At 39.1% G+C, this 25,282-nt stretch carries 22 protein-coding genes; 16 read left to right on the top strand and 6 right to left on the bottom strand.

The genetic code is table 11. The features are described 5' to 3' along the window. Positions 1 to 299: 299 nt before the first annotated feature. Entirely contained in the window at positions 300 to 830 is a 531-nt protein-coding gene (locus HNQ80_RS24080; protein ID WP_184313532.1) for a GNAT family N-acetyltransferase, read from the top strand. Between the two features lie 287 nt (positions 831 to 1,117). On the opposite strand, the gene HNQ80_RS24075 is transcribed toward HNQ80_RS24080, so the two are convergent. Together HNQ80_RS24075 and HNQ80_RS24070 are read right to left on the bottom strand one after the other, a co-directional pair. After that, the gene (locus HNQ80_RS24075) at positions 1,118 to 2,797 is read right to left on the bottom strand and encodes a hypothetical protein (RefSeq protein ID WP_184313530.1); all 1,680 of its coding nucleotides are present in this window, start codon (positions 2,795 to 2,797) and stop codon (positions 1,118 to 1,120) included. Positions 2,798 to 2,901: 104 nt separating this feature from the next. Continuing rightward, the gene (locus HNQ80_RS24070; protein WP_184313528.1) at positions 2,902 to 3,963 is read right to left on the bottom strand and encodes a MerR family transcriptional regulator; all 1,062 of its coding nucleotides are present in this window, start codon (positions 3,961 to 3,963) and stop codon (positions 2,902 to 2,904) included. Positions 3,964 to 4,176: 213 nt separating this feature from the next. Between HNQ80_RS24070 and HNQ80_RS24065 the strand changes: the two genes are divergently transcribed. The 8 genes from HNQ80_RS24065 (at position 4,177) to recJ (ending at position 14,880) form a co-directional block, all read left to right on the top strand. Continuing rightward, positions 4,177 to 4,674 carry a transposase gene (locus HNQ80_RS24065; RefSeq protein WP_184313526.1) on the top strand — a complete coding sequence of 166 codons (498 nt, stop codon included), beginning with the start codon at positions 4,177 to 4,179 and terminating at the stop codon, positions 4,672 to 4,674. A 42-nt stretch (positions 4,675 to 4,716) separates the two neighbouring features. Beyond that, on the top strand, positions 4,717 to 5,106 hold the full coding sequence (locus tag HNQ80_RS24060) for a hypothetical protein (RefSeq protein ID WP_184313524.1): 390 nt from the start codon (positions 4,717 to 4,719) through the stop codon (positions 5,104 to 5,106). A gap of 418 nt (positions 5,107 to 5,524) precedes the next feature. After that, complete coding sequence (locus HNQ80_RS24055; RefSeq protein ID WP_184313521.1) at positions 5,525 to 6,640, top strand: acyl-CoA dehydratase activase-related protein; 1,116 nt, start codon at positions 5,525 to 5,527, stop codon at positions 6,638 to 6,640. After that, a complete protein-coding gene (locus HNQ80_RS24050; RefSeq protein WP_184313519.1) occupies positions 6,612 to 7,598 on the top strand; it encodes an acyl-CoA dehydratase activase in 987 nt (328 codons plus the stop codon). Before HNQ80_RS24055 ends, HNQ80_RS24050 begins: the two co-directional genes overlap by 29 nt. A 531-nt stretch (positions 7,599 to 8,129) precedes the next feature. Then, a complete protein-coding gene (locus HNQ80_RS24045; RefSeq protein ID WP_184313516.1) occupies positions 8,130 to 8,723 on the top strand; it encodes a TetR/AcrR family transcriptional regulator in 594 nt (197 codons plus the stop codon). A gap of 59 nt (positions 8,724 to 8,782) precedes the next feature. Next, positions 8,783 to 9,985: an efflux RND transporter periplasmic adaptor subunit gene (locus HNQ80_RS24040; protein ID WP_184313514.1), complete on the top strand. Its 1,203-nt coding sequence runs from the start codon at positions 8,783 to 8,785 to the stop codon at positions 9,983 to 9,985. Between the two features lie 14 nt (positions 9,986 to 9,999). Further along, positions 10,000 to 13,056, top strand: coding sequence for an efflux RND transporter permease subunit (locus tag HNQ80_RS24035; RefSeq protein WP_184313512.1), 3,057 nt, complete (start codon positions 10,000 to 10,002; stop codon positions 13,054 to 13,056). Between the two features lie 96 nt (positions 13,057 to 13,152). Next, positions 13,153 to 14,880, top strand: coding sequence for a single-stranded-DNA-specific exonuclease RecJ (gene recJ / locus HNQ80_RS24030; protein ID WP_184313510.1), 1,728 nt, complete (start codon positions 13,153 to 13,155; stop codon positions 14,878 to 14,880). A 42-nt stretch (positions 14,881 to 14,922) separates the two neighbouring features. On the opposite strand, the gene gpmI is transcribed toward recJ, so the two are convergent. Then, on the bottom strand, positions 14,923 to 16,485 hold the full coding sequence (gpmI, locus tag HNQ80_RS24025; protein ID WP_184313505.1) for a 2,3-bisphosphoglycerate-independent phosphoglycerate mutase: 1,563 nt from the start codon (positions 16,483 to 16,485) through the stop codon (positions 14,923 to 14,925). Positions 16,486 to 16,692: 207 nt separating this feature from the next. Beyond that, the gene (locus tag HNQ80_RS24020; RefSeq protein WP_184313503.1) at positions 16,693 to 17,604 is read right to left on the bottom strand and encodes an alpha/beta hydrolase; all 912 of its coding nucleotides are present in this window, start codon (positions 17,602 to 17,604) and stop codon (positions 16,693 to 16,695) included. Between the two features lie 179 nt (positions 17,605 to 17,783). Between HNQ80_RS24020 and HNQ80_RS24015 the strand changes: the two genes are divergently transcribed. After that, positions 17,784 to 19,112, top strand: coding sequence for a 4Fe-4S dicluster domain-containing protein (locus tag HNQ80_RS24015; RefSeq protein WP_330603006.1), 1,329 nt, complete (start codon positions 17,784 to 17,786; stop codon positions 19,110 to 19,112). Between the two features lie 49 nt (positions 19,113 to 19,161). Here HNQ80_RS24015 and HNQ80_RS24010 read toward each other — a convergent pair whose 3' ends face one another. Further along, complete coding sequence (locus HNQ80_RS24010; protein ID WP_184313499.1) at positions 19,162 to 19,563, bottom strand: hypothetical protein; 402 nt, start codon at positions 19,561 to 19,563, stop codon at positions 19,162 to 19,164. Between the two features lie 196 nt (positions 19,564 to 19,759). Next, the gene (locus HNQ80_RS24005; protein ID WP_184313497.1) at positions 19,760 to 19,987 is read right to left on the bottom strand and encodes a hypothetical protein; all 228 of its coding nucleotides are present in this window, start codon (positions 19,985 to 19,987) and stop codon (positions 19,760 to 19,762) included. Positions 19,988 to 20,240: 253 nt separating this feature from the next. Here HNQ80_RS24005 and HNQ80_RS24000 point away from each other — a divergent pair, with 253 nt between their 5' ends. The 6 genes from HNQ80_RS24000 (at position 20,241) to dapF (ending at position 25,067) form a co-directional block, all read left to right on the top strand. After that, positions 20,241 to 20,402, top strand: coding sequence for a hypothetical protein (locus HNQ80_RS24000; protein ID WP_184313495.1), 162 nt, complete (start codon positions 20,241 to 20,243; stop codon positions 20,400 to 20,402). Between the two features lie 313 nt (positions 20,403 to 20,715). Further along, positions 20,716 to 21,450 carry a DUF881 domain-containing protein gene (locus HNQ80_RS23995; protein WP_184313493.1) on the top strand — a complete coding sequence of 245 codons (735 nt, stop codon included), beginning with the start codon at positions 20,716 to 20,718 and terminating at the stop codon, positions 21,448 to 21,450. A gap of 13 nt (positions 21,451 to 21,463) precedes the next feature. Then, entirely contained in the window at positions 21,464 to 22,189 is a 726-nt protein-coding gene (locus HNQ80_RS23990; RefSeq protein WP_184313491.1) for a DUF881 domain-containing protein, read from the top strand. Continuing rightward, positions 22,182 to 22,532 carry a small basic family protein gene (locus HNQ80_RS23985; protein ID WP_330603005.1) on the top strand — a complete coding sequence of 117 codons (351 nt, stop codon included), beginning with the start codon at positions 22,182 to 22,184 and terminating at the stop codon, positions 22,530 to 22,532. The genes HNQ80_RS23990 and HNQ80_RS23985 overlap by 8 nt, the downstream gene beginning before the upstream one ends. 293 nt (positions 22,533 to 22,825) lie before the next feature. Then, entirely contained in the window at positions 22,826 to 23,956 is a 1,131-nt protein-coding gene (locus tag HNQ80_RS23980) for a TMEM165/GDT1 family protein (RefSeq protein WP_184313489.1), read from the top strand. 139 nt (positions 23,957 to 24,095) lie between these two features. Continuing rightward, positions 24,096 to 25,067: a diaminopimelate epimerase gene (gene dapF / locus HNQ80_RS23975; RefSeq protein WP_184313487.1), complete on the top strand. Its 972-nt coding sequence runs from the start codon at positions 24,096 to 24,098 to the stop codon at positions 25,065 to 25,067. Positions 25,068 to 25,282: the final 215 nt, after the last annotated feature.

The following is a 25,282-nucleotide window of genomic DNA, read 5'->3' as shown; positions in this document are numbered from 1 at the left end:
GTCTAGACTGGAATTTATTATTAAGTTTTAAATGACGAACGCTAACCGGATATAGGCATCGAATGTTCAAACTACAAACTCAATAATAAAAAAAAGCTGTAGCTTTATGCTACAACTATATAGTACTAGGGGCGCCCATTGGGCGTCTAAAATGGTCATAGACAACAAAAACAGACGTGCAATGCACGCCCCTACGGAATACCGTGGTCATTGGTAAGGGCAGGGTTTCCCCGCCTGATTATGTTGCATCTTTTATTTATTGTGTCAGAGTAATTGGATGTTTTGAAAGGAGAATTAATATGTCTGATATTACGATAAAGCCTCTTACGGAGTCAGATGCAGTGGCACTTTTTCAATTTGAGCTTGAAAACAGGGAATTCTTCGAATCCATGGTTCCTTCTAGGGGAGATAGTTACTATGACTTTGGTAATTTTATGGCGCTTCAAAAGGAGATTGTTAAAGAGCAAAAAGAAGGATCCTTGTATATGTATCTGATAAAAGATCAGGAGCATAACATTATTGGCAGGGTAAATCTTGTTTCCATCGTGAGAGGAATGTTTAACAAAGCTGAATTGGGATACAGAATAGGCAAGGCGTATACTGGCAAAGGGTATACAACAAAGGCAGTGGCCTTAGTCTTACATGAAGCCATACATCAGCATAAACTTCACAGGATAGAGGCGGGAACTGCTCCTGATAACATCGGTTCTCAGATTGTGCTCATCAAGAATGGCTTCCAATTCACTGGTCGAAATCATAAATATATTTACCAAAATGGAGCATGGCAGGATAGTATAAGCTTTGAAAAAATATTGGATGAGACGAATTAATCGTATCAATAAAAAATGGGAAAAGTATGATAACAGTAGTATTCTATATAATGTAGAAGCAAACTTAAACAGATTTCTTCAAATAAATAAGGATTCATAAATAAAGCTCAGCTTTTATGGCTGAGCTTTATTTATATCTAGAAAATTATGGTTTTCAATTTCCTAGATATGGGGTGTGCAGAGAGGCTTCCCCTTTGCTGTATTAAGGAAGGTCCTCAGGAAGCTGTCTTGCAGCCGTCGAAGGAAACCTAGGGTTTCCTAGCGAAAACAAATTGCCGATAGGCAATTTAGTTCTTTAGGGATAGATTTTCAAATCCCTTTACGGTTGTTTCCACCTCGTCGTTATCAATATACTCCAGAAGCACTTGATCCCCAGATTGGGTAAATGCTGCATAGGGGAATAGTTTACCATTAGCATTAAAAATCTTATCTTGCCCATGCAATAGAAGTTTTACTGTCATGTCTCCATCTGGCAAGATACTCACCCGTTGTACTGTACCTTGAACATTTTTTGTCACGGCTAGATCTGTGGGGATTGTATTTGTCTGAATTTGATTGGTTGCCAACATCAGCTTATACACTTCAAATAGTTCTTTTTTATTTTCTCCATAGGCAATTTTCCCTGTTTCCCCATGGACTAAGGCGATTCTTCTCAAAAGGCCGTTTTGATCGATGACAGGGACTACCCAAGTGATTTGGTCATAAATACTGTATAGTACAGGTTGCACACCTGACCATGCTTCCTTCGCAAAGGTTTTATTAACTACTTCCAAAGCAGCAAAGCCATTGAGGAATCCCTTAGCCCCCGTATAGTAGGTCAGCTTTCCAGTCTTAGCGTCCATCATGCTGAATCCTACCATGGAAGTGGATTGATTATCCAAGGTTGTATGATCTGTAAACCATTGCATTCTGCCATCGGTACTGAAAATCCCCACAACTTCATCTCCATCATCCCATTGAGTAGGAGAATGAATGCCTTTATGGGTAAAAATTCGATTCATAAATCCTTCTTTATACTCCCCATAATAAATATTGTGACGGTAGGCCACATCGGCAGGTATGATTTGATCCACAAATTCAGGGACATCCTTTTTAGGATATTTTTTCATTTCCCCGTTTTCAGGGTCAACCAAAATCACACCATCCACAATGGAACCTCTTCGATATAGTTCGTAGTGTCCATAACTTACAGCGTAATAGGGTTTCCCGTTTTCATCGGGCTCAAAGCTTGCTTCCAGTAGTAAAAGGCTTGGATATTGCTTTCTTACGCGTCGATAAAGATGATCACCAAAATAAGCGGAAGGGATATATTTCATCTTGAAACCATCTGCCAATTCAGCCGTAGCGTTCATATCCTCAGCAGATATTTTTAGATAGGCCTCAACATGCTGTGCTTTTCTAGAAGCAAAATATCCTCCATATTCCACTGGTGCAACCCAGTAAAGCTGGTTGTCAATTTTCTGGATTGAATATTCTCCTATATCATAGAAAGAGTAGTTATTCAATTGTCCTAATAGTTTTTCTCCTTTGTATTGGGCGTATTGCAGTGGTACAACGATGATATGATTGCGATCCGTATTTTCAAGTTTTCCATTGGATTCTTGGGCATCAACAATTTGGTATAGATCCTTATAGACCGTGAAAGGATAGATAAAGGTAGCACCGAAAAAGAATAGGATCACAAGGACACCCGTAAAACCATGAACTAGATTTCGTCCTTGTAGAAGGAAGCCATCCACAATAAATAAAATACCTAGTGGCAATGCCATATAAGCAACAAATCCACTGACAGTTTGATCTACAAGAAGTAAATAATCAATAAAAAGGTAATATAGCACTCCTGCGGCAAATCTAATTGCTTGGATGATTAGAAAGCTGGTTCTATTTCCATTTTGCAGATTTTCTCTCCAAGCTGCTGGGTTTAGGTTCAAAAAGAGTAATGGGATCAGTAAAAATAGAAAATCCATAGATATTCCTCCTTTCATCTATTCATATGACGATATCATTATATTTTACTATAGAAATCACTATTTTTTTAGTGGAATATTTAGGGTCAGGAATACCCGTGGGCTTAGAATGATTCGACAACAACAATATAATTTAGAGTATCGATCTTAATGAATCTTAGATGCATATCATATCTACTGAAGGTTTCTCGCAGCATATGGATATTTGAATAATACTCATCCTCAATCTCAGCCAGTTCTTCATGGGCAAGAGTACTATATATTTCTTCTTTTTTTATATCATTTTCAAACATCAAATCTCCCAAGACAATTCTGCCGTTTTTCCTTAAAACCCTAACCATTTCATTGATAGCAATCCTTTTTTCCTCATCTCTTAAATGGTGAAATGCATAAGTAGACACAATGAGATCGAAAGTATTGTTTCCATAGGGAATCTTTAAAAACTCGCCAAGCCGCAGTCTAAGATGGGGTAACTTCTTCTTGGCTACGTTTAGCATCTCCCGGGATTGATCGATGCCGATCAAGTCATAGCCAGATGAGAGAAATCTCTTTGCCAGATTCCCTGTACCTACACCGATCTCTAATACTTTTTGATGGGTACTTTTATCCTTGACAGCTTCATGATACGCCGTGTCCAGCACCTGTTCATAATTTTTATAGATACCCAATCTCCCAACATTTTTTTGTACTGACGCATCATAGCTTTGTGCCCAGTCATCGAAATTCCACCGATCTTTCCAATTGTTCTTTATCTGGTAAAGATTTTCCATGTTATGAGCAAAGGATAGTAGTTTCCCAGACAAACCGTTTCCATTTAGAACAGTGCAATCATACACTGTATCCATCATTCCTTCTAGACAATCTTGAATCAGATGCAATCTGTGGATTTCATCATTGATGCATTTCCACTGTCCATGAAAGTGATTCAAGATGTTTTCTCTTTCATAATGATCCATCATATCTTTTACATCTTCAATGGGGATATTCATCATTCTATACACAAGAACGGCTTGAAGCTTGAGGAGATCATCCTCAGTAAAGTATCTGTAGTTGTTTTCCATATCCCGCTGGGGATGGAGGATGCCCTTCTTTTCGTAGAATCTGATCTTATTTGTGGTGATATGAAACATTTGAGCCACTTCATGGATGGTATATCTTTTCTCCATATTTTCACTCCCATAGGCGTATTTGTTTTCATTATAAACCTTAGCCCAAGGCGAAGGTCAAGTGTTTATGTTATATAAAAAAGAGATTTATCTGCTCGTGAAGATGAAGATATTTTTTATTCTTTTAAAGGAAATATATGGATTGTAGAGAAGAGTTATTATGAGATTGAAGAAAGAAGGAATAAAACACATAGATTTAACGGAGGGGACAAAATGGAGAAAAAAGAGTCGCCTAAACGTAAAAGTATTCGGTTAAAGGATTATGACTATGGACAGGCGGGATATTACTTCGTGACAGTTTGCACTGTGAATAGAAATAGTTTGTTTGGAAAAATCGTAGGGGTGGACGACCCTGTCCACCCGCCTCTTATGCAAAAGAATCAAATTGGAGAGATCGTATTCGAATGTTGGAATAGAATAAATAGAATATATCCTAATGTAGTAACCGATGAATTCTGTTTAATGCCAAATCACATACATGGTATTGTTCTTATCTCAGAAATGGTCGGACAGGGTCGTCCGACCCTACAAAAAATCATGCAGGGATTTAAGTCTGTGACAACTAGAATGTGTTTTAAATATGGATATAGAAATATATGGCAGAAATCTTACTATGAACATGTTATTCGGAATGAGCAGGAATTAAATGAAATACGGGAATATATCATAAACAACCCGATAAAATGGAGGGAAGATAAATATTTCATATAATGTATATCGTGCTAGATATTATCCAAAATGAAGGAGGTCTATATGACAGAAATCGATAGTTCACTGCTGAAAAACAGATTAGGTAAAAGGGTAATACTAATGATAGTCATCCTCATGGGTTGGTTTAGTTATAATCATTTTATCGATAACCGAATGATCAAAAGTACATCTACATTTGGACTGGTTACCTATAAGTACGACATAAATGCAAAAGATTATTTTATTAAAATAAAGCTATATGGTGATGGGAGCAACTATATGGTAGATAAAAGAATCCTTGTGGAAGACAGGAATGTATGGAATTTGCTAGAGGAAGGCAGATTCTATGGCATTACTTTTAACGAGCTAAAAAATGGAAACTTCGTGTTGGAGCAGATTGACCAGGCTGATGAGTTTGGAAAAAATGAAGGCAAATTATTTGAAGAAAAATGATTTTTTTTAATTGTCTGGTGGTGGAATTGAATAGCAATAATAATGATAAATGCTTCTGGTATTATCCAGGAGCTTTTTTATAGTATAAGAAAGTGCACTTTCTTATACTATAAAAAAGCAGGGGTGCAGGGGAAGTATTCCCATGCCGCAGTCAGAGGGGTGCTCAGGTTGCTTTGCAGCCGTCGAAGGGGAACTAGGTTCCCCTAGCGAAGCGCACGTAGTGTGCTTTTTTATTTTTAGTAGAAAATTATGAAGCTATAGGTTTTGTGGATAATAGGAAGTAAAATAGCTGTAGAAAAGTATACTGAATAATTTAAGTAAAATAGGTTAATACTCTACAACGGACAGAAATGACAATCAAGAATGATTAACCTATTCTTGAAATAACGTATTTGCATGGGTGATGGAGGGAAGAAGTTTGAAAATTTCATTTCCCCATATGGGAAACGTGTATGTAGCCTTGAAGGCTGTATTTGAGGATTTGGGTGTAACGGTGATTCCACCGCCGAAATGCAGCAAAAATACCTTGGAATTAGGAATGCGCCATTCTCCAGAGCAGATTTGTATTCCTTTTAAGATTACCCTGGGAAACTATATGGAAAGTATCGCCCAAGGGGCAGACACCCTTTTTATGTGGGGTGGATGTGATGCCTGTCGGATCAGTTATTATCATATGCTCCAGGAAGAGATATTAAAAGAACTGGGCTATCAGATCGAAATGATCTGTGGTGAACCCTTCAAGAGTTTGATGGAGATAAAGAATTTTCTGCAAAAACTAAAGAAGGTGGCCGGGGACAATCACTATGGAAGGATTTTTGCTGCATTCATGAAAGCCGTTAAGATTCTAAATGATATCGACCATTTAGACGAGATTTTTTGCCAAGTTAGGGCTAGAGAAACAGAATCTGGAAGAACAGATAGGCTGTATCAGGAATTTGAAGATGGTATCGCCAAAATAAATGGTTCTACAGAAACGCTGCAGTGGATCAGCCATATAGAAGGTAAACTCAAAAATATTTCTATCGATCCCCATCGAGAGGTTTTAAAAGTGGGAATTGTAGGCGAGATTTATACTGTGGTGGAACCCTTTATTAATTTGAATATTATTCAAAAACTAGGAAATATGGGGGTTGAGGTGCATCGTTCCGTTGTGGCCAGTGAGTTTATTAGGGAGCAGTTAGACTTTTTACCCTTTATTCATTCTGAAAAAGAAGAGGTCCATCGGGCGGCAGAACCTTATATTAATTTAGAAATTGGCGGACATGCCCGTCATACGGTAGGCAATGCAGTGCGATATTATGAAAAGAATTATGACGGTGTTATCCATCTCTTACCTTTTACTTGTATGCCTGAAATCGTGGCCCAGAGTGTATTAAAGTCTATCGAGGAAGAGAAAGATCTTCCTATTTTAAAGCTGGTTTTGGATGAGATGACTGGTGAAGCTGGCTATCATACGAGACTAGAAGCATTTATAGAATTATTATGGAGAAGAAGGGAGAAGACCAATGAAGAAGAAGTGTTATCTTGGAATTGATGTAGGTTCAGTGAGTACAAATGTGGTAGTAATGGATACTGAGGAAAAGATATTGAACAAATTATATATTCGAACTCAAGGAAAGCCTATTCAGGCGTTAAAGCAGGGACTCCAGATGGTAAAAGAAGAATTAAGGCAAGATGTTGAAGTCATAGGGGTAGGAACAACTGGTAGTGGAAGACAATTGGCATCGGTTATGGTAGGTGCTGATGTGGTGAAAAATGAGATCACTGCCCATGGCATTGCTGCCCTTCACTGTGTACCAGATGTGAAGACGATTATTGAGATAGGAGGACAGGATTCAAAGATTATCCTCCTAAGAGATGGTATTATTTATGATTTTGCCATGAACACCGTGTGTGCTGCGGGGACAGGTTCATTTTTAGACAGGCAGGCAGAGCGATTGGATATTCCTATTGAAGAATTTGGGGCCTTGGCTTTACAGTCAAAAACAACAGTACGGATTGCAGGACGTTGTGCAGTCTTTGCAGAGTCAGATATGATTCACAAGCAGCAGTTGGGTCATAACCAAGAGGACATTATTAATGGATTGTGCCAAGCATTAGCAAGAAACTATTTAAATAACTTGGGTAAGGGTAAGGATATCAAATCACCAGTTATTTTTCAGGGAGGCGTTGCTGCCAATGTGGGCATAAGAAAAGCCTTTGAAGAAATGCTGGAATGCGAGATCGTTGTGCCACCTCATGCCAATGTTATGGGCGCCATCGGAGCCTGCCTGCTAGCAAAGGATGAGGTAAGCAGAACTGGAAGAACAAATTTTTATGGATTTGATATTGCTGATAGCAGCTTCCATGTAAACAGCTTCGAATGTGAAAGCTGTGCAAATATGTGCGAAGTGGTAGGCTTCCATCGGGATGGGCAGCTGGTTGCCCGTTGGGGAGATAAATGCGGCCGTTGGAGCAATGTACTAACCCCACAAAAAGAAAAGCTGGCCTAGCATGATAGATGAAGCATATAATAACGAATGAGACAGGGTATAAAGCCCTGTTTTTCTTATATTAGTAAAGGTTCTGTGTGCCTGTAATGTTCTTGATTACACCGTCGTCTGTCCCTAGGAAATGAATATAAGACTTTCAAAACAGTAAAAAACAAAGAATTCCAAGTGAAGGGGGGCTTACACTTGGAATTCTAAATATAAGGGGGGTAATAGGATCTATGATTGCTTAGCAGATTTGTTGCTCTTATTTACCTTAGGAGTTTTTTGGGAATAAGCAGTAGATTGTAGATAACTATTCATCTTGATCATTTTGAAAATGCCAGCTTTAGAATATTTCATAATATCACCAGTCCTTAAAAGTATTCTATGTGACTCTTGTTATCAAATGATCTTTGTTATTATTTATATACCACAAAACAGATGCTCTAAACATGAAGTACTGTTAAAAAAGAAAAATATTCAACATATTGACAAAGGAAAACTATTCTATTAGAATATGATTAAAAATAAAAATGAATGGGTGTTTATTATATGCAAGTATTAAAGGATGATGTAAGAAACAGTATTCATCAAGCTGCCCTGGCAGAGTTTTATGAAAAAGGGTTTAAAGATGCTTCCATGCGGTCCATCGCAGAGAAAAGCGGCATGACCGTTGGCAATCTTTATCGATATTTTGCCAATAAGGAGGATCTATTTTATGCGGTAATCAGTCCAGCCTATCATAAGGTGACGGATTTAACCCAGGAAAAGTTTGTAGAAATGGGTGGACTCGATGACATTCAAAAGGTCATGGGATATATCGCAAATCAAATTGTGATGATCAACCGAGAACATCGGAGAGAATTATTGATTTTAATGGATGGTTGTGTAGGTACAAAGTTTGAGCATGCTGCAGAGGAAATCATCAGTTTGGTCGAAAATAAGCTAAAGCGTCATGTCTTTCCTTCGCTGAGAGAAAAGGGCGCGGTGATTCGGGATGAATTTTTGGCCCACGTACTTGCAATAAGTCAAGTGGAAGGGATTAAAGCAATTCTAAAACATTACGAGGATGAAAGCAAGATCAAAGATTTGATACAGCAATATATGCATTATCATTTCCAAGATATACAAAATAGACTTATTTAATTTTTTTTAACGCAATAATAAACAAGTGTTCACTGCACGTCAACATAAGGGGGATATTTATGAGAACTAGAATTGCAGTATTATGGATGATTTTAATCTTAATCTTGACCACTGGTTGTTCCATCGGAGGAGAAGATAAAGAATCGACACCCAAGGCAAAGCCAGTGAAGGTGATGGCCATAAAGGAAGAGATAAAAGCTGTTGTCCTAGACTATACAGGCATAGTGGGATCAGAAGACTTAAAGAAGCTAGCCTTCAAAAGTGGAGGAAAGATTGAAAAGGTTCTCGTGAAAGAAGGAGAAAAGATTCAAGCAGGGCAGCCTTTAATCCAACTGGATATGCAGGACCTAAAGTATAATCTTGCTGCTTCACAAGGGCAGTTGGATGCTGCAAAAGCTCAGTATGATAAGGCGATGAATGGAGCGATGGCAGAAGATATTAAACAGGCGGAAGCCAGCGTAGAAAAAGCAGAGGCTGCTTATAATTTTACAATGGATCAATATGAAAAAATGGAAAAACTTTATGATGCCGGTGCTATTTCTAAAAATGATCTAGAAAAAGCAAAGTTAGAACTGGATACAAGAAAAGCTGATTTTAATGCGGCAAAGGAAATAGAAAAAAAGACAAAGAATGGATCAAGATCAGAAGACAAAGCAGCTGTCAAGGGGCAGATGGAACAGGCTGCTGCAGACTATCAGTATAAATTGGGTTTGGTTGAGGATGCTGTGATCAAATCAAATGGGGATGGCTATGTGGTAGATGTGTTATATGAGGAAGGTGAAATGGTTGGGGCAGGCTATCCAGTCATTGTGATAAGAAATAATGAAAAGATTTTAAAAGTAGGGATGTCATCAAAGGATCTATCAAAGGTTAGGATCGGAACAAAGACAAAGGTTCGTGTTAATGATGAGGAGTTGGAAGGAGTAGTAACCAATATCGGTCAAACACCAGAGGAAGAAACCCTCACTTATCCTATAGAAATTGCCCTTTCCCGGAACAATTGGCCCATTGGCTCTGTGGGGAAGGTAGAATTGGTGATTGGTGAGGTGAAAGGCATCTGGATTCCAATTTCAGCAATTCTATCCAATGGAGAAGATTATGTATTTGTCATGAAAGATGGGAAGGCCCAGCAAAGAAAAATCAAATTAAGGGAAGTTCAGGAAAACTATGTTCGGGTTGAAGGACTGAGTCCCAATGAAAAACTTATTGTAGAAGGTATGAAAAAGCTGAAGGATCAGGAACTCGTTTCCGTGCAGAAATAGAGGGGGAAAATACCGTGGGAAAAGGACTAATACATGGCGCCATCAAGGAAAGAAAAGTAACCCTTTTTTTGGCAGCGCTCATTATGATTGCAGGGTTTTATAGCTATTACATCACACCGAAACAAGAAAACCCTGAGATTACAGCGGCCGTTGCTATTGTTACGACCGTTTACCCAGGTGCTTCTCCAGAGGAAGTGGAGAAACTGGTGACTAGGAAGATTGAGGATGAGGCAGCAGAATTGAAAGGTTATGACTATGCAGAATCCCAGTCTCGAAATGGTGTTTCTGTAGTAATCGTGAGACTATCTCAGGATGCGGATATTGAGAAGGCCTGGACAGATTTACGGCAGAAAATGGAGGATTTGCAAAGCGAACTACCAGATGAAGCCTATCCAATTCAGATCAATACGAATTTGACGGAGACCGCTGGTATCATCATCAGTATGTCTGGAGAGAACTATTCTTATGAGGAACTGGCAGCTTACGCTGAGGATTTCAAAAAGGAGCTCAGCAAAACCAAAGGGATTGCCCGTTTTGAAATTTCCGGAAAACAGGAAAAAGAAGTAATAATCGAAGTAGATGTGGCAAAGATCAATCAATATCAACTCTCCTTTGAAGATACTGTGAGGGTGCTACAGGCTCAGAATGTTGAAATTCCAATGGGTCAGATTAAGAATGAGGAAGCACGGTTTAATGTGGCGACTACAGGAACTTATGAAGATTTAAAGGAAATTGAAAATACCATCGTCACCGGCTCAAAGGATAGTGGGGCTGTTGTAAGGCTTAAAGATATTGCGAAAGTTTACATGGATTTAGAGGATTCCAGTTACCGAATTAAACAAAATGATCGTAATGCTGTGCTCTTAACGGGATATTTTCAAGAAAATAAAAATATTGTCATCATTGGTAAGGAAGTAGAAAAGACAATCAATAAATTAAAGGAAGATTTGCCAGAAGACATTTATTTTGATCAAGTTCTTTATCAGCCCAAAGATGTAAGCAAAGCTGTTAACAATTTTATCATTAATCTCATTGAGGGAATCCTGTTTGTGATTATTGTGGTATTCATTGGCATGGGCTTTCGAAATGCCTTGATCGTGTCAATGGCCATACCCTTATCAATTTTATCCACTTTTGTGGCCATGAGGCTCTTTGACATATCGATTCACCAGATATCTATAACCGCATTGATTATTGCTCTGGGGATGCTGGTGGACAATGCCATTGTAGTAAGTGATGCCATACAAGTGAAGATAGATAATGATGTGGAGCGAATGGAAGCATGCGTTGAGGGTGTAAAAGAAGTAGCTATTCCGATTTTGACCTCTACATTGACGACGGTGGCTGCTTTTATCCCATTACTGCTGTTACCTTCAGTGGCGGGGGAATATATACGAAGTCTGCCTTTGATTATTATGATTTCTTTATCAGCCTCCTATCTGGTGGCCCTTTTGGTGACACCAACCATGGCCTATTTATTTTTTCAAAAAAGCGAAAAAAAGGAAAAAAAATATAAGATTCGGGCATTCTTTGATCGAATGCTCCACATTGGGATGTCGAAAAAGAAAAAAACCATTCTTTCAGCTTTTGGGATTTTCGGTATAGCTATTTTATTGGCTACCCAGTTAGGGTTACAGTTTTTCCCTAAAGCAGATACGAATATCCTCTACGTCGATATTCGGACGGAATCAGGGACAGATATTAGCAAGACAGAAGCTTTGGTAGAACAGGTTGCTCAGATTCTTAAGAATCAGAAGGAAGTAGTAAGTTATACTGCGGCCATCGGGGATGGACTGCCGAAGTTTTATAATACGATGCCTGTTTATACCCAATCCCAGGATTTTGCCCAAATCATGTTGAAGGTGGATTTGAAAAAAGAGAAAAGGTTTAAAACGAATACGGAGTTTGCCGATGCATTGCAGGAGATTTTCGATGAACGGATTGCAGGAGGGATTGCTACGGTAAAACAGCTGGAACAGGGAGAACCCATTGGATCACCGGTACGCGTCCGTATCATTGGAGAGGATATGGAAAAGCTAGAAACAGCTACTAGAAAAGTGAATCAATACCTTTCAAAGATCGAAGGAACCATTAACATTGATGATGACTTCACAGATAAGGTGTATGAATTCTATGTGGATATAGATACGGATAAAGCCAGTTTTTTTGGAGTGACCAAGTATGATATTCAAAAAGAAGTAAATATTGCCTTGATGGGTAGATCCGCTGCCATATTCAGAAATAATGGAAATGAATATGATATGCTTGTAAAGAGCAATGTTCAATCGAGCGAGGACTTGGAAAACATGGCTATCAAATCCTCTGTCACAGGGAATAAGGTGTTATTAAAAGAAGTTGCCAACATCGAGCTGCGTCCCCAAATACCAGACATCAAGAAGCATGATCGAGAAAAATCTGTTACCATATATAGTGACGTAAAACCAGGATTTAGCTCGGTTGAAATCCAAAGACAATTGCAGCAAGGGCTAGAGACGTTAGAACTGGAGAATGTGCAGGTGGTGTTTGATGGAGAAAGAGAGAAAATTCAGGAGCATTTTGGCAGTATAGGTACTTCATCAATTTTTGCATTGCTCTTGGTTTATGGAATTCTGCTCATTCAGTTCAATTCTTTTATTCAGCCTGTGGTGATTTTACTGACCATACCATTGTCGACCATCGGATCTATTGTTGGATTGTTTATATTCAGACAACCCTTGTCTTTTACTGGACTATTGGGTATCGTAAGTCTGTTGGGCATTGTAGTAAACAATGCCATTGTACTGATTGATTTTATCAATGAGGAGAGGAAAGCAGGGAAGGATATTATCCAAGCATGTCTGGAGGCTGTAGATAAGCGATTTAGACCCATTATGCTCAGTACCACAACGACCGTCATTGGTCTTACACCGCTAGTGTTTTCTGGAAGTGAGTTGTTCCAGCCCATGTCCATCGCCCTCATGAGCGGTTTGATGGTTTCCACGCTGCTCACCTTGGTGATTATTCCTGTAGTTTATAGTATGGTTGAGTCTAAGATCGACAAAATCAAAGAGAAGAAGCTGATCAAAGGGTAAAATAGAGCAGCAGGACATATTCTGCTGCTCTTTCATTTGGAATCAAGCATTCAAAGTATGATATAATGATAGCATGATAACTATGGGAGGCATACAATGATTGAAACATATTGGGATATATTAGATGACAATGGAGATTTTCCTATGATGGGTAAGGACATCCATCCCATCGTTCAGAAGATATTGATACATAAAGGAATTACGGATGTAGAGGCAATGAAAGAATTTCTTTCCCCTAAGCCTCAAAGAACTTATGATCCATTTCTGATGAAAAATATGAGAGAAGTAGTAGATGTGATTGTGGCACATATTCAACAGGGAAAAAGCATTTGGATCTATGGGGATTACGATGTGGATGGGGTTGCCAGCATTGCAGTACTCATGGATTTTTTAAAACGGTTTACATCAAATCTACACTATTATATACCTCTACGGGCAGAAGAAGGCTATGGCCTAAATTGTGAAGCCATTGAAGATATAAAAAAGCAAGGAGCCGATTTAATCATTACCGTGGATTGTGGTTCTACTTCTGTAAAGGAAGTACAGTTGGCAAGGGATTTGGGTATGGAGATCATTGTGACGGACCACCATAATCTGTCGGATACGGTGCCCAATTGTCTGATACTCAACCCGAAGCAAGGGGATTGTAATTATCCTTTCAAGCTCCTATGCGGCTGTGGCATTGCCTTTAAACTAGCCCAAGGAATTCAAAAAACGCTGGACGCGCCGAAAAGCTATCTTAACGATCTGCTAGATGTGGTTGCCTTGGCAACCGTGGCTGATGTGGTCCCTTTAATAGATGAAAATAGAACTCTTTTAAAATATGGTCTCAAAAAGATGACCAATTGTACAAGGCCAGGACTAAAAGGCCTCATAGAAGTCTTGGATTTAGCAGAGAAAGATATTACCACTACCCATATTGGTTTTATACTAGGACCTCATTTTAATGCCAGCGGCAGAATTGATGATGCCAGGGCTGGTGTGGAACTACTATTGGAAACAGATGGGAAAAAAATAGAAGCTCTGATTCGACATTTGGTCACATGTAATCATGAGAGAAAAACCATTCAAGATAAGGGATTGGAGCTATGCAAGATCAGGGTTGAGAAGAACTATTTAGAGGATTTGTTTTTGGTGGTGGATTCGGAGGGAACCCATGAGGGCGTCATTGGGATCATTGCAGGAAAAATCAGAGACTTTTATTATAAGCCTACCCTTATTGTGACAGAAGGGCATGAGGAAGGAATCATGAAGGGAAGCGGTCGAAGCATTGATGGTATGGATATTTATGAGGAGTTAAAGAAATGTTCCGATCTGTTTATTAAATTTGGAGGGCATAAGAATGCCTGCGGTTTTTCCATAGAAAGAGATAAATTAGAGACATTACGAAGGCGTCTCAACGAGCAGGCGAAGAGGATCAAAGAAGAATCTCCAGAGGTTTTTGTCAAGACGATCAAGGTGTATGCGGAGTTAAAGCCTTCCGAACTGACAGAAAAATTGTTGATGGAGCTGGAAAGAATAGAACCCTATGGCATGGGAAATGAGAAACCTCAATTTTTATTGAGTCATTTAAAAGTGGACAATGCTCCCCAGGGTGTTGCTATGGGAAAAAATCAAGAGCATTTAAAGCTAAAGGGGATATCCAGTAAATGGAAGGATAAAATTCCTGTTCAGGCCATTGGTTTCGGAATGGCTGATTTTTATATCAAAGAATTAAAGTGTCCTGAAGAGGTGGATGTTGTAGGGTTTCCAAGAATCAATGAATGGAATGGCTACAAAAATATGCAGTTTATGATCAGTGATGTAAAAAAATCGAACCAATAAATACACAACCCCCATGGAATTTGATTCCATGGGGGTTGATGTTTACATATTGTCTGTTTCTTCACTGAAGGCCGGCTCAAGTAAGAGTGAGCGGCCTGTCATTTCATCGGGTTTAGGGATACCCATCATATGGAGCAGTGTAGGTGCTAAATCGGCAAGCTTTCCTTCATCAATGGCGCAATCTTCCGTGCTGTTGATGAGCAGCAAAGGTACTGGATTGGTGGAGTGAGCTGTGATAACATTGCCATCTGGGTCCAACATCTCATCGGAATTTCCATGATCCGCCGTAAGAAGAATCTGACCGCCCTTGGCAATAACGGCTTCAACGACTTTGCTAACACATGCATCTACAGTTTCTACAGCCTTTATGGCCGCCTCCATAGAACCTGTATGGCCCACCATATCGGCATTGGCATAATTTACGATAATCACATCATGAATATCCTTCTGAATCTCCTCTAGAAGACGTTCTGTAACTTCATAGGCACTCATTTCAGGCTGTAGATCGTAAGTGGCTACCTTTGGAGATGGAACCAAGATTCGGGTCTCTCCCTCATAGGGCGTTTCGATACCACCGTTGAAGAAGAAGGTAACATGGGCATATTTTTCTGTCTCAGCAATACGAAGCTGTTTCAAGCCGAGTTTTGAGATATATTCACCAAAGGTATTGGTCAATACTTGAGGCTCGTAGGCCACATGAACATTCGGCATGGTTGCATCATAATTGGTCATACATACATAGTGTAATGGAAAGAAATCTTTTGGTCTTTCAAAGTCAATAAAGGATGGATCGACGAAGGTTCTCGTGATTTCTCTGGCGCGATCAGGTCTAAAGTTAAACATGATGACAGAATCCAAGGGATTCAATGTGGCAACAGGCAGATCACCCTCCATAATGACGGTTGGAACAACAAATTCATCTACTACTTTTTTTTCATAGGAAAGCTCTACCGCATTTCGAGCAGAGGATGCTTGAGCACCTACGCCTAAAGTGATGGCATCATAGGCCAGCTTCACCCTTTCCCATCTTTTATCTCTATCCATCGCGTAGTAACGACCAGCGACGGTAGCAATTTTACCAATACCAATTTCTTTGATGTTTTTTTCCAGTTCATCAATATAGGTTAAAGCGCTGGATGGGGGTACATCTCTTCCATCTAGAAAAGCATGAATGTAGACTTTATCAAGTCCTGCGTTTTTTGCAAGTTTCAAAAGGGCATAGAGGTGAGTATTATGGCTGTGAACCCCCCCATCAGACAGTAATCCCCACAGATGTAGGGCGGTGTTGTTTTTCTTTGCATTTTCAATGGCCCCTTTTAGTACAGGATTTTGAAAGAAATCCCCATCATCAATGGCCTTCGTGATTCTTGTCAACTCTTGATAAACAATACGGCCAGCACCAATGTTTAAATGGCCAACTTCTGAATTCCCCATCTGTCCTTCAGGAAGGCCCACATCTAGGCCACTGGCATGAGCAATATTTTGGGGATATAGCTCGAAATATTTATCAAGATTTGGTGTGTTTGCCTGCTTTATTGCATTTCCATAATCGCTTTCATTCAAACCAAAACCGTCCAATATGATTAATGTGGTTGGCTTTTTCATGATACATTCCCCCTCTATCAATGATTGTGTATGAAAAATTTAGCGTGATGATTGCAACAAGTATGATATCCTATTCCTCTATATTATCACAATATATACCCCGCTAAAATAGGATAAACACAAGATTATGTCAAATGATAGGGAACTTTTTCGTCCCGCGGTCATATTTTGTCCCTGCGAGATAAAAAAGAAAACCAAAGGATATTGTCAAATCCGTTCTGAAGTAACAGCTTTTAGGAAGGCATCCACCTTTTCCTCATAGGCCTGGGGTGCAGTCACAATAGACTTAGCATGTTTTGCCCCTTCTACCAAAAGGATGTCCTTATATCCTTTTTTTTGCTGATACATTTCCATACTCATTTCTGAGGGAATATAAGTATCTTCTAGTCCGTGAATAAAAAGTACAGGAGCTGCAATATCCTTGACGGTAGCAATCGGTGATACATCGCGAAAGAAGGTGTGGGTTCTTAAATAGGTGATCAGACTGGCCATGGGCAACCAGGGAAAAGGCGGAAGATGATAATCTGCCTTTAAGCGGAAGCGCAGCAAGGCTGTGAGATCCGAGAAAGGACAGTCAGCAATATAAAAGTCAGTTCGGTGATCAATGGCAGCATGCTGGAGGGCTGTGGCAGCCCCCATGGACTCACCGTGAATGCCTATGATGGTGTGGGGGCCTGTCCGCTGAAATACCCAATCTACCCACGTTATCAGATCTTGTTTTTCATAATAGCCTAGTGTGGTAAAGCGACCGCCGCTTTTCCCGTGATTTCGATGATCGTAGAGAAGAACATTGAAACCTCTTTGATAAAAGATTTGGAAGTATTTTATAGAATGATAAAGGTTTACAGTAATTCCATGACATAAAATAATGGTTTTATCAGATAAACCATTGGAATAGTACCAACCCCGCATGGCATATCCAAAGGGAGAATCCAGCCAAATCTCTTCTTTAGATAGGCTTTGAACAGTATTAAGATCTAAGTATTGCATTTCCTCAAGGATCTGTAGAACCTCCTGATCATCCATGGTTTTGGGGTGGATAACCAGGTTGGAAAAATAATAGGCTCCAATAAGTAGTGTAAGTATCATGAGGAAAATGGCAGCCAATAAATAAATCATGCCAAGCTCTCCTTTGCAATAATAATGGAATACTGATATTATTATATCATAATGTAAATATATTCCATGAAATGAAAAATAGGGATAAAATCATCTCATAAAATATATCGTATAGATATGGACAGGAATCAGCCTATAGAAATGTTATAAAATGTAAACAATGAATAGCAAAATAATGCATGAAAAGATTAGGAAGGAATAAAAAAACAGTTGAGAGGTGTATTGCTATGGCCCATCATACCATAAAATCATCCTATAAGCAGCTGGAGGAAAGGCTGAACCGTTTTCCCCAAGGAGCACCACCATCAGAAACCTTGTATAAAATACTAAAGATTCTTTTTAGTGAGAAGGAAGCACAGTTTGTTGCCCAACTTCCTATTAAACCATTCTCAGTAGAAACCGCCAGTAGGATTTGGAGAATGGATAGGGTTTCTGCACAAAAAATATTGGATGAATTGGCAGGAAGAGCTATTCTTCTAGACATGGACTACAACGGTGTACAAAAATATGTTTTACCACCCCCTATGGCAGGCTTTTTTGAGTTTTCTATTATGCGTACCCGGGGGGATATAGACCAGAAATTGTTGAGTGAACTGTATTATCAATATCTAAATATAGAGGAAGATTTTATCAAAGGATTGTTTGTCCATGGGGAAACCCAATTGGGCAGAGTATTTGTTCATGAACCTGTACTATCCAATGGAAATGCCCTTCACGTTCTGGACTATGAACGGGCTAGCGAAGTGATTCGAACTGCAAGTCATAGAGGGATCGGCATGTGTTACTGCAGACATAAAATGGAGCACATGGGGAAAGCCTGTGATGCGCCTATGGATATCTGTATGACCTTTAATGGTGCGGCTGCATCCTTAATCAAGCATGGTTATGCCCGGGCAGTGGGAATTTCAGAAGGATTAGAATTATTACAGCAGGCTTATGAGCACAACTTGGTACAATTTGGAGAAAATGTGAGGGAGCAAGTTAGTTTTATATGCAACTGTTGTGGCTGCTGCTGCGAGGCCATGATTGCTGCCAGAAGATTTGGTATGTTGAATCCTATCCATACAACCAATTTTCTACCGAAAATTGATGAAGAGAAATGCAGCGGCTGCGGCAAGTGCGCTCATACCTGTCCTGTGGAAGCTATGACCATGGTGTCAGCCAATCATCCCCTGCATGATGAAAAAAAGAAAGCAAAACTCAATGAAGATATTTGCTTGGGTTGCGGCGTATGTATTCGTTCTTGTCCAACCAAGGCCTTAGGGTTGGCTTCTCGAAAAGAGAGGGTGATTACCCCTGTTAATTCAACCCATCGGATTGTGATGATGGCCATTGAAAGAGGCATGCTTCAGGAATTGATTTTCGACAATCAAGCCTTTTCAAGTCATAGAGCGATGGCAGCTATTTTATCAGTGATTCTCAAACTACCACCGATCAAACAAGCCATGGCAAGCAAGCAAATGAAATCTAGATATCTCGAGACACTAATTACACGATTTAAGATGTAAAAGAAAAAAAGCAGATCAAAAACTGATCTGCTCTTTGTGTTTTATTCACTTAAAAGCCACCAAAGAAAAAACGTCTACGCCATATTGCTGCAAGGATTAAGAACCATAAAAGTAAGCTGGAGCCACCAAAGAATTGAGCTGAGTCGACTGTTCCTTGCTGCGAAGGCCTAGGAGTTCTCGTTTCAGCTGTTAGTATACTTTTTACCATTTCAATTCTTTGTCTATGATCATTTGTTACAAAACCTTCCATTTTAGATAAAGCATCTAAGTTTTTCAAGTGTTGTGCTAATATCTCGTTAGAAACCTCACCCTTTACTCTAGACAGTTCCCTCCAAATGTATTTGTCAGGGACATTGGCATATTGCTCTGCAAATTTATTAAACTCTTGCATTTTGTCATTGGGAATCATGACTAGATCTAAGGTATAGGCACTTTGATCGTTTTTTGTCACCACTTACACCCCCTTTCGATTTTATCCTCTTGCGATAACATAATATGTCCAAAAAACGAAAAGGTTACAGACAAGTAGTTTCTAAAAAAGATCAGGATCTAAAAAATAGACGCTGCTTCTGGGATGGTTATGACATAGAAAAAAACGTTATGTTTATGTAAAGGGCTAGGCAAAGATTCACCTAGCTCAAAAGTTACTATAAACCGAAGAAACCGCCGAAGCCGCTGCCAAACAAAACTACTAACAGCAAGAAGAAGAAGAGTAGAGTGCTGTCATTTCCAAAGAAACCGCCACAGGGGTTACAGCCTGCACCACCAAAGAGACCGCCGCCAAACAATACAACGAGGAGTAGGAAGAAGAACAATAAACTATCGTTTCGGCCGCTAAATGAGCAGCCGCATTTCTTTTCAACTGTGCCTGACATATGGAAACCTCCTTAACAAATTAATCTCATTTTTTCATCGTGTGCCTACTTTAGAATATGTGGCTTTTTTGGTACTTGTTACAAAAAACATGATGAGAATTGTATCGTTATATAATGAAAACTTAAAAAAATCCGTAATATAGTCTGAAGTGGGTCACCGATTTGAAAACAACTTAATATTATATTAGTGAAAAAGCTTTATAGATGGGGAAAAATTTTTCTAGATCTAATTTAGTATAAGGAGGATTATAAAATGGCTAAAGACCAGCAATTACCATCCGTATCTGTTGTAGAAAGTCAAAGCGTACAAAAAGAAATTTTTCCAGGGATTGGATTTGATACGATCATCTGGATCGTACTTCTTTTCTTTCTCTTTGGTGGAACGAGTATCTTTGGATTAGGAACAAAAGAGTAATATAAGATTGAATGATATGGAATAGGAAAATCTTTATGAGGCTGATCAACGTATCGGCCTTATAATCTGTCTAAACCGTTTTGTAATGAAAGAATAATATAATAGGAAATTTCGGTTGCTGAAAATACCATATTTCTATGATATAATACTTATGTTTAAAGAAATGTATAAAATCTTTTTGAAACGTAAGGATACATGAAAAAATGGAAATAATGCTTTATGTAGACCATATGCATTTGCAATGAAATGCTTCCATTGGTGAAATAGATCGATCAATATGCACGAATGAATATGATAAAGTAGGTGATAAACGATGAAAAGGTTGAGGGCACAGGTTGCTGTTGGCGTAGTATGTGTCGTGCTGGGACTTTCTTTGACCTTACAATTTAGAAGTGTACAGGCCAATTATTATAATGGGGCTGCACCCACTCAAAAAGCTAAGGAACTGGCAGAAGAATTAAAAAAGGTGAGGGAAGAAAAACAGAGGCTCCAGGGAGAAATTACCGCCATAGAAGAGCAAATCAAGGAAATCGAAGAGGCTGAGTCGACCCAAGCGGCACTGGCGAAGCAGATTAGAAGCGAAATTGAAAAATATAAGGTGATTTCCGGGTTTAAGACTGTTAAAGGACCAGGTGTCGTGATGGTAATTGATGATCCACCAGCAGATCCAGAATTTCCATCGGATCGAAGTGTTATCATGGATCGATATGAGCGACTGCTAGAGGTGGTCAATAGATTGAATGATGCCGGTGCAGAAGCAATTTCAATCAATGAGCAGAGAATTATCTCTCGTACAGAGATTAGCTTGGCGGGAAATAATATTAATATTAATGCGATCCCCACTGCACCGCCATTTATTGTAAAGGCCATCGGAAACCCTGATGATCTGGAAGCTACATTGAATATTAGATACGGAATCGTTTGGCAAATGAAGGAGAAGGATGGTCTACAGGTATCTGTAAAAAAACAAGATGAAGTTGTGATCTCTGGATATAACGGTACGATAAAATATCGTTTTGCGAAGCCTATAGAGGAGAAAGGACAGTAGTTGAGGTGATAGGATGAAATTTAGCCGATGGAAGTTTAACGTGCTGCTGTTTGCCATGCTGATCGGTTTTGCAGTTTCCCTTCAGGTAAAAAACGTGAAGGGGGAGTATCAGTATGTGCCATTAAGAGTTATTCATGACTACAAAGTATCTATTGAGAGTGAGCAAAAAGAGATTGAGAATCTTCATAGAATCCTTTTGGACAAGAAAAATCAAGTAAAGGAATATGAAATAATCAAGGAAACGGGCGGAGATATCGAGGATGCTATGCTGCAGGAGTTAGAGGAACAAAAACTGATAGGCGGATTTGTTGATGTAGAAGGACCAGGGGTTATTTTGGTGTTAAATGACGGAACTCGAGAGTTGTTTGAAGGGGAAGACCCAAATACCGTTCTTGTCCATGATATGGATGTTTTGAACTTGATTAATGACCTAAAGGAAGCTGGAGCAGAGGCCATATCAATCAATGGACAACGAGTTTTAGCCACTTCAGAGATGACCTGCGCCGGATATACGATTCGAATCAATAATCAAGTTTTTGCGCAACCGTTTATTATCAAGGCCATTGGTGATCCTAAAACACTAGAGGCGGCTTTGAAAGCTCCGGATAGCTATGCCCAAATTTTAAAAGAATTTTATGGTTTATACGTCGAGGTCAATACCGTATTAAACATGAAGATAGATAAATTTTCTGAGGATATAAATCATCGCTATCTGACAGAAGTAAAAGAAGGTGTTTAAGTTGGTCATCATTCTGATTGGTTTAGTTGTAGGTGTACTGCTGGGTATGTATTTGCCGGTCACCTATTCAAGTTCTTATTCGTTATATATGTCGGTTGCCATATTGGCGGCGTTAGATTCTGTATTTGGCGCCATCAGATCTCATATGGAAAAAAGATTTAATACAGCTATATTTGTCTCAGGTTTTTTTGGCAATGCCATATTGGCTGCTTTCTTGGCTTATATAGGAGATCGATTGGGTGTGCCTCTGTATTATGCGGCTATTTTTGCTTTTGGAGATCGATTATTCCAGAACTTTGCCATTATTCGGAGGTATCTCATTGATCGATTTACCCACAAATAGTGTTCAGCTGTAGAAATATAGAATGAAAATTCTTAGTTTAGGTCTACAGGTGAATATTGTAATGGGAAATGGTATATGATATAGTAGTATTTGTAAAATCAATGCTGAAAGGGAGTAGCTGTGGCCCATGCCATAAATAGGATCAACATACTGGTGAAATACCTGGTCCTATTTGCTTCAGAACGTGTTTCTAAAGGGGCGAGACTTTTGGCTTAATAAGGCTATTGAATAATAGCTCTATTAAGTTGAAGGTGTCGCCCTTTGCTGTTTTTAAAACTAAGGAGGTGTATCTAATGATTCAGGAATTTATTCGCTCTTTATTTTTGATCTTTATGGCAGAAATGGGGGATAAAACACAAATATTAGCCATGGCTTTTGCTACCCAGTACAGGGTAAAGAAAGTGCTGCTAGGTGTTTTGTTAGGATCTCTTTTAAATCATGGCATTGCAGTAGCCTTGGGCTCTTATTTATCCAATATCATTCCTATCAATACCATACAGATTATCGCAGGGGTTTCTTTTGTAGGTTTTGCCCTATGGACGTTGAAAAATGATAAAGAAGATGATGAGGAAGAGAATAACAAAAGTAGGTTTGGGCCTGTATTCACGGTTGCCATGGCTTTTTTTATTGGTGAGCTTGGGGACAAGACGCAGCTAACTGCCATTACCTTATCAGTAGACGCCGTCTACCCAATATTTGTTTTGATGGGAACTGTTTCAGGAATGATTTTGACCAGTGGGTTAGGGATCTATGTAGGAAGTAAGATTGGAGATCGCATACCAGAATTTACGATTAAAATTGTATCGGCAGCGATTTTTATGTTTTTTGGCGTGACAAAGCTATATACTACATTACCTCCTATTTATATTCAACCTATATACATAGGTGGATTTTTTGTAGTGATAGGCATCAGTGTATATTTATTATTAAAGCCTGCCATAGACGCTAGAAGGCGAGGAGAGCTTTCTCCTTTCAGAGAGGCTGCCCTCACCTTGTATGAATATACCCATCAAATCAAAGAGGCTGTTGATGAAATTTGTTTGGGAGAAGGTCAGTGTGGAAAGTGCCAAGGAAGCAGCTGTATCATCGGATATACCAAGGCATTAATCCGTCAAGTCATAGAAAGTGGAGAATTTGAAAAGATAGGAGAATGGCAGGGCTTTCCCGAAAGCCTAGAAAAGAATTTTGAAGAAGGTAAAGTAGTCGAAAGCCTAAGCATCACTTTGACGGCTTTGACCCAGCATCTTTCTCAGGAAGAAATGCTTTTTATACATAAGGTGCGTCAAGCCTTGGAAATGGTTCTGTTTGGAGAAAAAATACCTTTCAATGGAGACTTAGGAGTGTATTTTGAAGGATTAAAGATGCGAGGAACAAAAACTGCTCAGAAGGTCATTCAGCGGGTAGAAGAGCTTAGATCAGCATAACGGAGATTGGAGAGAATATACTATATTTTCAAAATAATTCTTTCTATCACTATAGGGGATATGTTAAAGTAGAATAAATAGAAAAATAAAATTATATGGTATAAATATATATAAAATTGCTGTAGGGAGGGTCATTAAAATGATGATAGAAATTATAAAATGTCATGGTACTGGAAATGACTTTGTATTGATCGATGAAATCAGCCATGATTATGGCTTTACAGAGGAACAAAGAATAGCCATTGCACGGGAAGTATGTGATCGTAAAGGTCCTATTGGAGCCGATGGTATTTTATTTGTTCTTCCAAGCGAATGGGCTGATGGAAGAATGCGGATTTTCAATGCTGATGGTTCAGAGCCAGAAATGTGCGGCAATGGCTTGAGATGTGTAGGAAGGTACGTAATTGAGGTAGTTGGCAAGGATGTTGTCGAAATTGAAACCATGAAGGCTGGTTATGTGGTGAGAAAAGCAGATGAGATTTACCAGGGGATTGCCACCATTCAGATTACCATTGAAACGGTTTCCTTTGACATGGATACTTTACCAATGAATGGGTCAGGTAAAGAGCATTTGTTTCAGAAGATTGAAGAACTGTCTAAAACCTTAGATTTTAGTGCTTTAAGCATTTCCAATCCCCATGTTGTTTCTATTGTCAATGATATCGATGAAGAAGAGCTGAGAATAGTAGGAGAGAAGGCCAACACCACTAAAACAGTCTTTCCTAGAGGAGTCAATGTAAATTTTGTAAAGATCCTGGATGATCAAAGCATTTATGTAAAAACCTATGAACGAGGCGTTGGTTTGACACAATCTTGTGGTACAGGGATGACAGCATCCAGTATCATCGTTTGCCGCAAAGATGAGAAACGATTGGGTTCTGAGATTCATATTTTTAATGATGGTGGTATGATCAAGTGCATCGTTTCTAGAGATGAGACGGGAAAGTATAAGGTTGAATTCATCGGGAATGCCTCCTATATATACAAAGGAAAGATTGCATTTGATCTTGATGGTCAGCAGCCATACCAAGTAGTGGAAAAAGATATGTATGAGAAAGAGATTCAGGATTATGATGCATTCCTGGATTATGCAAGAAGTGTTTTGGCATAACTGTAAACAGATTTCGCAGGCAGATTTGCTATCCACCTTGATTACCATTGTATTGTTAAAAAGTGAGATGAAAAAATTAGTTTACAACTTCAGCATGACTAACGAAGACCCCAGATATTTCGAGGCCGCTGAAAAAGTCAAAACCTTGTCATAAGAAATTATGATAAGGTTTTTCTTTTTCACAAAAAGGAAATTGGCAATAGATGTTGAATACT

Source organism: Anaerosolibacter carboniphilus, from assembly GCF_014205875.1.
Taxonomy (GTDB): domain Bacteria; phylum Bacillota; class Clostridia; order Peptostreptococcales; family Thermotaleaceae; genus Anaerosolibacter; species Anaerosolibacter carboniphilus.
The sequence above is the reverse complement of the archived record's forward strand: the minus strand, read 5'-3'. Positions and strand labels throughout refer to the sequence as shown.